Source organism: Novosphingobium sp. 18050, from assembly GCF_902706195.1.
Taxonomy (GTDB): Bacteria; Pseudomonadota; Alphaproteobacteria; order Sphingomonadales; family Sphingomonadaceae; genus Novosphingobium.
Map to the genome: position 1 here is coordinate 99083 of NZ_CACSJO010000016.1, position 11178 is coordinate 110260.

At 64.7% G+C, this 11178-nt stretch carries 8 protein-coding genes; 1 reads left to right on the top strand and 7 read right to left on the bottom strand.

Translation table 11 applies throughout. The annotated features are described in order from the left end of the window. Nucleotides 1–152: 152 nt before the first annotated feature. Nucleotides 153–1934 carry a cation:proton antiporter gene (locus GVL61_RS15970; RefSeq protein WP_159981651.1) on the top strand — a complete coding sequence of 594 codons (1782 nt, stop codon included), beginning with the start codon at nt 153–155 and terminating at the stop codon, nt 1932–1934. 39 nt (nt 1935–1973) lie between these two features. Here the strand turns inward: GVL61_RS15970 and GVL61_RS15975 are convergent, their stop codons facing one another. The 7 genes from GVL61_RS15975 to smpB form a co-directional block, all read right to left on the bottom strand. Beyond that, on the bottom strand, nt 1974–2900 hold the full coding sequence (locus GVL61_RS15975) for a glutaminase (RefSeq protein ID WP_255456509.1): 927 nt from the start codon (nt 2898–2900) through the stop codon (nt 1974–1976). A gap of 54 nt (nt 2901–2954) precedes the next feature. Then, complete coding sequence (locus GVL61_RS15980; protein WP_159981652.1) at nt 2955–3305, bottom strand: hypothetical protein; 351 nt, start codon at nt 3303–3305, stop codon at nt 2955–2957. Between the two features lie 122 nt (nt 3306–3427). Next, nucleotides 3428–6091 carry an alanine--tRNA ligase gene (gene alaS / locus GVL61_RS15985; protein ID WP_159981653.1) on the bottom strand — a complete coding sequence of 888 codons (2664 nt, stop codon included), beginning with the start codon at nt 6089–6091 and terminating at the stop codon, nt 3428–3430. Nucleotides 6092–6320: 229 nt separating this feature from the next. After that, nucleotides 6321–7394 carry a recombinase RecA gene (recA, locus tag GVL61_RS15990; protein WP_159981654.1) on the bottom strand — a complete coding sequence of 358 codons (1074 nt, stop codon included), beginning with the start codon at nt 7392–7394 and terminating at the stop codon, nt 6321–6323. Between the two features lie 133 nt (nt 7395–7527). After that, nucleotides 7528–9960: an ATP-binding protein gene (locus GVL61_RS15995; protein WP_159981655.1), complete on the bottom strand. Its 2433-nt coding sequence runs from the start codon at nt 9958–9960 to the stop codon at nt 7528–7530. Then, entirely contained in the window at nt 9957–10568 is a 612-nt protein-coding gene (locus tag GVL61_RS16000; protein ID WP_200844815.1) for a DUF2062 domain-containing protein, read from the bottom strand. The genes GVL61_RS15995 and GVL61_RS16000 overlap by 4 nt, the downstream gene beginning before the upstream one ends. A gap of 1 nt (nt 10569) precedes the next feature. Next, nucleotides 10570–11052 carry an SsrA-binding protein SmpB gene (smpB, locus tag GVL61_RS16005; protein ID WP_007678650.1) on the bottom strand — a complete coding sequence of 161 codons (483 nt, stop codon included), beginning with the start codon at nt 11050–11052 and terminating at the stop codon, nt 10570–10572. Nucleotides 11053–11178: the final 126 nt, after the last annotated feature.

The following is an 11178-nucleotide window of genomic DNA, read 5'->3' on the forward strand; positions in this document are numbered from 1 at the left end:
AAGTTCCGCGCCTTGTGCCGGTGCATTTGTCGCAGTGTGCAACAGCCTGGCCGTTCGCTTGGGGATCACGGCAGAACAAAACGCCCGATGCGGCGCGATTTGCCGGTGCTGCGCCATTGCCTGCGCGCCTTTGCGTGCCCTAGTGTCGACCCATGTCAGGCAGCAGCGACCTCTATTCCCCCGTCATGTCCGATGCCTTGGTCATCCTGGGCGCGGCAGGCATCGTCATCCCGGTCTTCAACCGCTATCGCATCACGCCGGTCATCGGCTTCATCCTCGTGGGATTGCTGGTAGGCCCGTTCGGGCTGGGCCGGCACGTGTTCGACGTGCCCTGGCTGGCGTACTTCACGATCACCGACCCTGACGGGCTGGACCTCTTCGCCGAATTCGGAATCATCCTGCTGCTGTTCTCGATCGGGCTGGAACTTTCCTTCGGCCGATTATGGGAAATGCGGCGAATGGTCTTCGGACTGGGCTCGCTGGAACTTCTCGTCATCGGCGGCTCGCTGACCTTCATCCTCGCGGCGATCGGGCAAAGCTTTTCGGGCGCGCTGGCGCTCGGTCTCGCGCTGGCGCTGTCCTCGACCGCGCTGGTGCTCAAGATCACCGAGACGACCACGCCGGTGGGCCGCGCCGCCCTGGCCATGCTATTGTTCGAGGATATCGCGCTGGTGCCGATCATCTTCCTGCTTGGCGCGCTGGCGCCCCACGCGGGCAGCGGTGTGGATGAACTGCTCCACACCCTGATCTGGGGCACGGTGGTGATCGCCACGCTGCTGATCGCGGGCCGCTACCTGCTGCCCCCCCTCTTCGCCCAGGCCGCCCGCACCAAGAGCCCGGAACTGTTCCTCGCCGCCAGCCTGCTGGTAGTGATCCTCTCCTCGCTCGCAACGGCGGCGGTGGGTCTTTCACCGATCGTCGGGGCGCTGGTTGCCGGCCTGCTCATCGCCGAGACCGAATATCACGCCGAGGTCGAACAGATCATCGAGCCGTTCAAGGGCCTGGCGCTAGGCGTCTTCCTCATCACCATCGGCATGAGCATCGACCTTGCGGTGGTCTGGGAAAACCTCGGCTCGATCCTGATTGCGACGGTAGTGGTGATCGTGCTCAAGGCCATCGTCACCGGGTTGATGCTGCGCATCATGGGCGCCCGGCGCGGCACCGCGACCGAGACTGGCATCCTGATGTCCAGCCCTTCCGAAACCACGCTGATCGTGCTGACGGCGGCCACTTCGGCGCAGCTCATCCAGCCCGGCACCGCGCAGTTCTGGCAGATCGTCACCGCCCTGGGTCTGACGATCACCCCCCTGCTCGCGCTCGGCGGCAAGATCATGGGCAAGCGCGTGGACGCCGGCGATGCCCCGCGTCAGCCTCCGGTGGAAGACGACAGTAAGCCGCGCACCCTTATCGTCGGCTTCGGGCGCATCGGGCACCTCGTCGCGGACATGCTGGCCCATCATGGCCGCCCTTACCTCGCGGTAGATAGTGACACGGACCTGATCGCCGATGGCCGCCGGCGCGGTTACAACGTCGCCTTCTGCGATGCCGGACGCGGTGATGCTCTGCTGCGCCTCGGCGCGGGCGAAGCGGCGGCGGTGATCCTGACTATGGACGTGCCCGTCACCGCCCAGCGCATCGTGCGCAAGCTGCGCCTGCAGTTTCCCGACCTGCCAATCCTCGCCCGCGCCCGCGACGCCGACCATGCCGCCCAGCTCTACCGCGCCGGGGCCAGTTACGCCGTGCCCGAAACGCTCGAAAGCTCGCTGCAGCTATCGGAAGCGGCGCTGGTGGAAACAGGCGTGGCGATGGGCCCGATCATCGCCTCGATCCATGAGAAGCGCGACGAATACCGCGAAATGATCATGGAACGCGGCGGGTTGTCGGAAAAGCCCTCGCTCAAGTCCGCGCAACTGCGCGAGCCGAAAAAGGCCTGAAGGCGGCCCTTTTCCCTGCTCTTGAGAAGACGAGGCTTCTTACCCGTCAACCCTCGGCTCAAACACCGACCAGCCGGTGCGCTGGACAAGCCGCTCCAGCGCCAATTGCCCCAGATGCGAATTGCCTTCCTCATTCAACCCCGGCGACCACACCGCAATGCTGGCGATCCCCGGTGCGACCGCAAGGATGCCCCCGCCCACGCCGGACTTCCCCGGCAGGCCGATGCGAAACGCGAAGTCGCCCGAATTGTCGTAATGCCCGCAGGACATCATCAGTGCATTGATACGCCGCGCCCGGCTTTGGGTAATGAGACGGTGCCCCTCGACCCGGCCCCCGTTCATCAGATAGCGCCCCGCAAGCGCCAACTGCCGGCAACTCATCGCCAGCGCGCAAAAATGGAAATAGGTCCCCAGCACCATGCCGATATCGCCGTGGATATTCCCGAAGGCCCGCATGTAGTTGGCCAGCGCGATGTTGCGAAAGCCAGTGTCATGCTCGGCCTGTGCCACGGCCTCGTCGATGCGAATCGTATCGTCGCCCACCAGTTCGCGCACGAAGCGCAGCATCTGCCCGATCGCCTCGCGCGGCCGCAGCCCTCCTAGCAGCACGTCGCACACGACGATGGCGCCAGCGTTGATGAAGGGATTACGCGGGATTCCCTGCTCGGTTTCAAGCTGAACGATCGAGTTGAAGGCGCTACCAGAAGGCTCCCGTCCCACGCGCCGCCACAACTGGTCCCCCACCGCGCCCAGCGCCAGCGTCAGAGCAAAAACCTTGGAAATCGACTGAATCGAGAACGCTTCCTCGGCATCCCCCGCAGTGTGGACCGCGCCATCGGCCATGACCACCGCCAGCCCAAACTTGTCGGCGGGGACCGAGGCCAGCGGCGGAATATAGCTTGCGACCGTACCGCGATCCTCAATCCCGCGCATCTCCTCGGCGATTTCGGTGACGATGTCGGCAATCGACGAGGCTGATACTAGCACCCAAATCCCCCTCGCCCGGCACAAACGATGCGCTCAGTCCTTCTGGCCATGTACCACGGCAAGGCCAAAAGGCTGCTTCAACCGGCGTAACCGCGCGGCTTCTTCCCAAAGCAGCGTCTGCGGCTCCCCCTCGGGCGCGAGGCTGGCGAGAAATCCGCCTTTCGCCGCCTCCAGGGTGACGCGAAGCACCTCCTCGGTCGCCCCCTTGCTACTCTCGTAACGCTCGACGTAGCGGAATGCGAACCCGTCCGCAGTACGTTCCAGCGGAGCAGTGTACGACGCGTTGCACCAGCCCTCGCAGATCACCGCTTCGACCATCGGCCGGCCGCCTTGCGCAAAGAAGCGTATTTCCATGCCGCCAAGGTCGCCGGTTTCCTCCGACATGCGAACCGATCCGAAAAGCCCCTGAGGCCAAACCGCTGCCGCCGGCTTGGCCGCAACCGGCAGCGCAGACAGCAACGCCAGCATTACACCAAATAGCCCTGCCAGAGGTATGCGAGGGCGGATCACCCCGCCAGCGCCGCCTTGACCGCCGCGATGGCCTCTGCCGCCTTGTCGCCGTCGGGTCCGCCGCCTTGCGCCATGTCCGCGCGGCCGCCGCCGCCCTTGCCGCCCAGAGCCTCGACGCCCTTACGGACGAGTTCGACGGCGCTGACGGTGGCGACGAGGTCTTCGGTAACGGCGGCAGCGATGCTCGCCTTGCCCTCATTCACTGCAACGATCACTGCAACGCCCGAACCAAGCCGCTGCTTGGCCTGATCGAGCAGTCCGCGCAGTTCCTTAGGATCGAGCCCTTCAAGGACTTGCCCGGAGAACCTTACCCCATTCACTTCCTCGTCTGCAGCCTCAGCCTTGCCCGAACCGCCGCCCAGCGCGAGCGCCTTTTTCGCTTCGGCCAATTCGCGCTCCAGCTTGCGGCGCTCGTCGAGCAGCGCGGCAACGCGGGCCTCGACGTCCTCCGGCGTGGTGCGCAGAAGCCCGGCAGCGTTCTTGAGCGCGTCCTCGCGGCCAACCAGCCACTGGCGCGCGCCTTCGCCAGTCATCGCCTCGATACGGCGCACGCCCGAAGACACCGCGCTTTCCGCAACGATGCGGAACACGCCAATGTCGCCAGTGGCGCGCACGTGGGTGCCGCCGCACAGCTCCACCGAATAGGAGCGGTCGCCCGAATTGCGGCCCATCGAGAGCACGCGAACTTCATCGCCGTACTTTTCGCCGAACAGCGCCATCGCGCCAGCGGCAACGGCATCATCGGGTGCCATCAGGCGGGTGAGTACCTGTTCGTTAGCCCGGATCTCGGCATTCACTTCGGCTTCGATCACCGCCACGTCCTCGTCGGTCAGCGGCTTCGGATGCGAATAGTCGAAGCGAAGTCGCTCCGCCCCGACCATCGAGCCCTTCTGGGTCACATGATCGCCAAGACGGTTCCGCAATGCCGCATGCAGCAGGTGCGTGGCCGAGTGGTTGGCGCGGATCGCATCACGGCGCTCGCCATCGACCATGAGGTTGACGACATCGCCCACCTTGATCGTGCCCGCTTCGAGACGTCCGTTCATCGCATGAAGACGGCCGAGCGGTTTGGCAGTATCCTCGATCGTGATCGCAAGCGCACTGCCGCCCGCACCGGCGCCGCCAGTAATGGTACCGGCATCGCCGACCTGACCGCCCGATTCGCCGTAGAATGGAGTCTGATTGGTGAGGACAATGACGCTCTCGCCCGCAGTGGCCGTTTCCACTTCCTTGCCGTCCCGCACCAGCGCAACGACGCGGCCTTCGCCGCTGGTCGAGGTGTAACCGGTGAACTCGCTGGCGCCTTCGCGCTCGGCAATGTCGAACCACACTTCACTGTCGGCGGCCTGGCCAGAGCCCTTCCACGCAGCGCGGGCAGCAGCTTTCTGCTGCGCCATGGCGGCATCGAAGCCGGCCTTGTCGACGGCGATGCCGCGCGAACGCAGCGCGTCCTCGGTCAGGTCGTAGGGGAAGCCGAAGGTATCGTAGAGTTTGAACGCGGTTTCGCCAGGCAGCTCGCCGCCTTCACCGAGGTCTGCGGTCGCTTCATCGAGCAGCTTGATGCCGTTCGAGAGGGTGCGGCGGAACTGGATTTCCTCGCGCTCCAGCGTTTCCTCGATCAGCGGCTGCGCGCGGCCAAGTTCGGGATAGGCCTGGCCCATTTCCGCAACGAGCGCCGGCACCAGGCGGTGCATCAGGGGATCACGCGCGCCCAGCAGATGCGCGTGGCGCATGGCACGGCGCATGATGCGGCGAAGAACGTAGCCGCGACCCTCGTTGGACGGCAGCACGCCATCAGCCAGGAGGAAGCTGGTCGAACGCAAATGGTCCGCGATGACCCGGTGGCTGGCACGGCTGTCGCCCTGCGCGGCCACGCCGGTCAGGCTTTCGGACGCGGCAATGAGCGCCTTGAAAGTGTCAATGTCGTAGTTGTCATGCACGCCCTGCATGACCGCCGATACGCGCTCCAGGCCCATGCCGGTATCGATCGAAGGCTTGGGCAGGTTGCCGACGATCTCGCCGGCCGACTGCTCGAACTGCATGAACACAAGGTTCCAGATCTCGATGAAGCGGTCGCCGTCCTCTTCCGGCGACCCCGGAGGGCCACCCCAGATATGGTCGCCGTGATCGAAGAAGATTTCCGAGCAGGGTCCGCACGGGCCTTCATCGCCCATCGCCCAGAAGTTGTCCTTCGTGGGGATGCGGATGATCTTGCTCTCAGGCAGGCCGGCGATCTTCTTCCACAGGTCGAACGCTTCGTCGTCGGTGTGGTAGACGGTGACCAGCAGCTTCTCGACCGGGAGCGCCCATTCCCTGGTCAGGAGGTTCCAGGCGTTGGTGATCGCCTGCTCCTTGAAATAGTCGCCGAAGGAGAAGTTGCCCAGCATCTCGAAGAAGGTGTGGTGGCGGGCGGTGTACCCTACATTGTCCAGATCGTTGTGCTTGCCGCCTGCACGCACGCACTTCTGCGAGGACGTGGCGCGCGGGACAGAACGGGTCTCGAGGCCCGTGAACACGTTCTTGAACGGCACCATGCCGGCGTTCACGAACATCAGCGTCGGGTCGTTGTAAGGAACGAGCGGCGCTGACTGAACGGCCTCGTGACCATTGCTGGCGAAATAGTCGAGGAAGGACCGGCGGATTTCGTTGGTCGTCTGCATAGTTCGGGCCGATAATGCACGTGCGCGAGGTCGGCAAGCGCTTGTCTGCGGTCAGACTGTTCGGGAATCACGATAAGACGGTCGAATTCCGCCTCGCTGTGGCGAAGACAGCCCACTGAAGCGATCGTGCGCCATGTGCGGATGGACACGGGGGTCTACGGCAAGTTGCGTAGACCCCACCATTTTGCAGATGGCCCCTCCCCGAGCAAGCTCGCGGAGGGATTGGTTTTTAGTCGTCGTCGCCTTCGGACGGACCGACCATCATCTCTTCGGCGAGGCCTTCGGTCTTGGTGCGAATCGCCTTTTCGAGGCGGTCTGCAACCTCGGGGTTCGCCTTCAGGTAGGTCTTGGAGTTTTCACGGCCCTGGCCAATGCGGATCGAATCGTAGCTGAACCAAGCGCCCGACTTTTCGACAATACCTGCCTTGACGCCGAGATCGAGGATTTCGCCGATCTTGGAGACGCCTTCACCGTACATGATGTCGAATTCGACCTGCTTGAACGGCGGCGCGACCTTGTTCTTCACCACCTTCACGCGGGTTGCGTTGCCGACAACCTCGTCCTTGTCCTTGATCGCGCCGGTGCGGCGGATGTCGAGACGGACCGAGGCGTAGAACTTCAGGGCGTTGCCGCCCGTCGTCGTCTCAGGGTTGCCGTACATGACGCCGATCTTCATGCGCAGCTGATTGATAAAGATCACCATGCAGCGCGAACGGCTGATTGAACCGGTGAGCTTACGCAGCGACTGGCTCATCAGGCGGGCCTGAAGACCAACGTGGCTGTCGCCCATCTCGCCTTCGATTTCCGCGCGGGGAACCAGTGCAGCCACCGAGTCCACCACCAGAACATCGATCGCGTTCGAGCGGACCAGCGTGTCGACGATTTCGAGCGCCTGCTCACCCGTATCGGGCTGCGAAACGATCAGTTCGTCGATGTTGACACCCAGCTTCTTGGCATAGACCGGGTCGAGCGCGTGCTCTGCGTCGATGAACGCGGCGGTGCCGCCGGTCTTCTGCGCTTCGGCGATGACGTGCAGCGCCAGGGTGGTCTTGCCCGAACTTTCCGGGCCGTAAATCTCGATTACGCGGCCGCGCGGCAAGCCGCCGACGCCAAGCGCGATATCGAGGCCGAGCGAACCAGTTGAGATCGCCTCAACCTGCATCGTCTCCTTCGAGCCCAGCTTCATCGCCGAGCCCTTGCCGAACGCCTTGTCGATCTGGGCAAGCGCTGCCTCTAGCGCCTTTTGACGGTCCATTGCGTCCTTTTCCTTGCCTTCCTGGATCAGCTTGAGCTGAGCAGCCATGTCTCTTCCCTTTTGCTACCGGGCTGACCGGAAAGGTCAACGTCACGAAAGGGTATGTATTCTCTTTGTTCTCACAGAACAAGAGGAGAACTTCGGCGGATTTCCGTTTTTTAACGGCGGCCTGCGGTGCGAATCAGCTCTGGGCCATATGCGCCAGAACTTCCCCGACTTTTTCTGAAAGCTGCTGTACCGAGAAAGGCTTGGGCATGAACCAGGCATTGGGAATGCCAATCTGCTTGCGCAGTTGCTCCTCGGCATAGCCCGACATGAACAGAACCGGCAGATTCGGAGCGAAGCGGCGAATCTCGCGGGCCATGGCCGGGCCGTCCATCGTCGGCATGACGACATCCGAAACCACGATGTCGAACTTGCCGCCTTCCTGCACCAGTTCCAGCCCTTCCTCCCCGTCGCGTGCGCAGGTGACCTGATAGCCCTGGCGGGTGAGCGCGCGTTCGGCGACGATGCGTACCGGATCCTCGTCCTCGACCAGAAGGATCGAGCCGCCGCCCGCCCACTGGGTCGGCGGGGGTACGGGCTTGGCCTGTGCGATCTCGGGGGTGCTGCCCGGGGCCACGTGGTGGACCGGCAGGTAGACCGTGAAGCGCGTTCCCTTGCCCACTTCGCTCTCGGCGAAGATGAAGCCACCGGACTGCTTGACGATGCCGTAAACGGTCGAGAGGCCCAGACCGGTGCCCTTGCCCTGTTCCTTGGTGGTAAAGAAGGGTTCGAAAATCTTGCCAAGGATTTCAGGGGGAATGCCGCCGCCCGAATCCTCGACGATGAGCGCGGTATATTCGCCCGCCGGGATGATCTCGCTACGCATCGCGCGCACGTCGGTCGTGGTGACCTTGCGGGTGGCCAGGACGAGGCGGCCCGAGGCGTCCCCGCGCGACTGCATGGCGTCGCGCGCATTGACGGCAAGGTTGACGATGACCTGTTCGAGCTGGGTCGGATCGGCGCGTACCGGGCCAAGATCGCGGTCGTGGGTGACGACAAGCTGGATCTTCTCGCCGATCAGGCGGCGCAGCATCTGCGAGACGTCGGCGACGATATCAGGCAGCTGAAGCGTTTCCGGGCGCAGCGTCTGCTGGCGCGAGAAGGCCAGCAACTGGCGGGTCAGCGAGGCGGCACGGTTGGAATTCGCGCGGATCTGCTGGATGTCGTCATAGTCCGAATCGCCGGGCGTATGGCGCATCAGCATGAGGTCGCAGGTGCCCAGGATCGCGGTGAGTACATTGTTGAAATCGTGCGCTACGCCGCCCGCAAGCTGGCCGACCGCCTGCATCTTGGTGGCTTGCGCGACCTGGCGCTTGAGGCGGATTTCCTCGGAAGTATCGGTCAGGCCCAGCAGGACCGCAGCTTCTCCCAGCCCGCGCACGCCCGCGAGGCTGAGCGAAACCGGGTCCTCGGGCTGCGCCACCAGACGGATGGCAAGGTCGCCCGCAGCAGCAGGCCCCTGCGCGAAGCGGCGGATCGCTTCCGACAGGGCGCGCTTGTCGTCCTTGACGACGAGGTCGGTGGGGTAGGTCGGCGGCTCATGGCCTTCGTGGCCAGCTGCGCGCATGAAGGCGGGGTTGGCGAAGAGCAATCGCCCATCGCGGTCAGCCATGGCGAGGCCGAGCGGCAACTGGCTGAGCAGCGCTTCAAGGTGCGGCGCGGCGCCCGTGCCGCCGGCGCTGGCGCCAATGCCCTGCCCTGCCTCGATGACCAGCATCAGCGAAGGCGTGGTGTTGGGGTCAGGCTCGCTCGCACTGTCGGGGTCGGCAACGGGAACGTGATAGAGCACCAGCGCCCCGCCGCGTCCGCTGTCACGGGCCCAGCCGATGCGCTCGCCCTCCTCCTGGCTGAGCAGGGAGACGAAATCGGTGCCGGTCACGTCGACCTTGGCATCGCCGACGGCGCGCTGGGCAAAGCCCGTACTCGCGGCGCGGATCGTCCCGTCGGGATCGACAAGCGCTGCGGCGATACCGGCCTTGGCGAGGCCGCGCCCAAGCTTGCCGTCAAGCTGCCCGACGATTTCGGCCACAGCGTCGGTCGCGCTCTCGGCAGAGATGCGCCAGACCAGAAAATCGTCACCGCGCCCGGCCCGGCGCACGTCGGCGCGCCAGTGCCTGCCCTCCTCGTCGGCGATATCGGCGGTGCCGTGGCCGTCGCGCCAGGCGCGGCGTGTTGCGTCGGCAAGGCGTTCGAGCGAGGGATGGGTGACAGGCAGGCGCGGTGGAGCGCTGCCGGCGCCGAACCACGCCTCGAAGCAGGGGTTGCCGCAAGTCAGGCGGCCGGCTCGGTCCGTGACGGCGATCGCCATGTCGGGCCGCTCGATAGCGGCTACTGTGACGGACCAGTCAGGCTGGGCGAAATCGGCATCGGTGACCGGCGCGCGGCGGCGCGAGAGCGCCCATGCGAGAGCGCCCAGTCCGGCCATAGCCGCAACGAAGACGGCCATCAGCAGCCCATCACCCGAGACCAGCCAGACCAGCCCGGCGCTGAGCAGAAGGGCGACGGCAACGACCAAAAGGTCAGGGCCAGGTCCTACTCGATCGGCGGCCCGATCGGCGCTCACCTTCATGCAGCGTTTTCCGACTTGGTGGGGACGGGAGCGGAGCCGCGGGCGACAGCGCTGTCGGGCCGCGGCGGACGCAGGCGGCGGGCATGGTGCTTGCGGCCGATCCACCAGCGCCAGAACCACATCGAAAGGACATAGCCCAGTGCGGCGCATACGGTGGAAATCACGAAGAGACCCACGAGCAGCGCCGGGGCGGCGTCGGACAGAAGCCAGCGGCCCCACTCACCCACTCCTGCCCCGCTTTCGTACAGGGCGTAGAAGGTCGACAGGTCGGCGTGATAGCCCAGATGGTTGCCCAGCCAGATCGACGCGGCGAGGATGAAGGGCGTCGTCGCCGGATTGGACAGGAAAGTCATCGCCGCAGCCAGCGGGATATTGCCGCGGAACGGCACGCACATCAGCGCGGCGCCGACGATCTGGATGCCGGGAATCAGTGCGAAGATGCCCACCAGGAGGCCGACTGCAACACCGCGCGGGACCGAGCGGCGGGTGAAGCGGAACAGTTCCTGCCGGCGCGCAAGGGGCGCCGTGAAACGGTTGCCCTCAAGCTGCTCATGCGTCGGCATCTGCCGATGGAGCCACGCCGCCATGCGAGAAAGCATCGCGCTCATATCATCCGTGGTCGCGCATGATGCGGGCCTGATCGCGCTTCCATTCGCGGTCCTTGATGGTGGTGCGCTTGTCAGCCGCGTTCTTGCCCTTGGCAAGCGCCAGCTCGACCTTGGCGCGGCCCCGGCTGTTGAAGTAGATCGACAGCGGCACCAGTGTCATGCCCTTGCGCTCTACCGCGCCCTGAAGACGCGAAATCTCGCGCTCATGCAGGAGGAGTTTGCGGGGGCGCTTGGGAACGTGGTTGAAGCGGTTGCCGTGGCTGAACTCAGGCACGTTGGCGTTGACCAGCCAGCATTCGCCCCCGCGAATCTCCGCGAAGGATTCGACAATCGAACCCTCGCCGAAGCGGAGCGATTTCACTTCGGTACCGGTAAGCGCAATTCCCGCCTCGAACTTGTCCTCGATGAAGTAATCGAAACGAGCCTTGCGGTTTTCCGCGACGGTCTTGGCTTTGTCGAAAAGGGAGTTTTGGGGGCGTGCCATGATTAGCCGCATGTAGGGATGTGCGCGGCAAAAGAAAACGCCCCATCTCGACGCTTTCGGACGGGAAATCGCACAAAGCCGGCAGACGGTTCGATCGCGGCGCGGATATATCTTCGGGTCCACCAT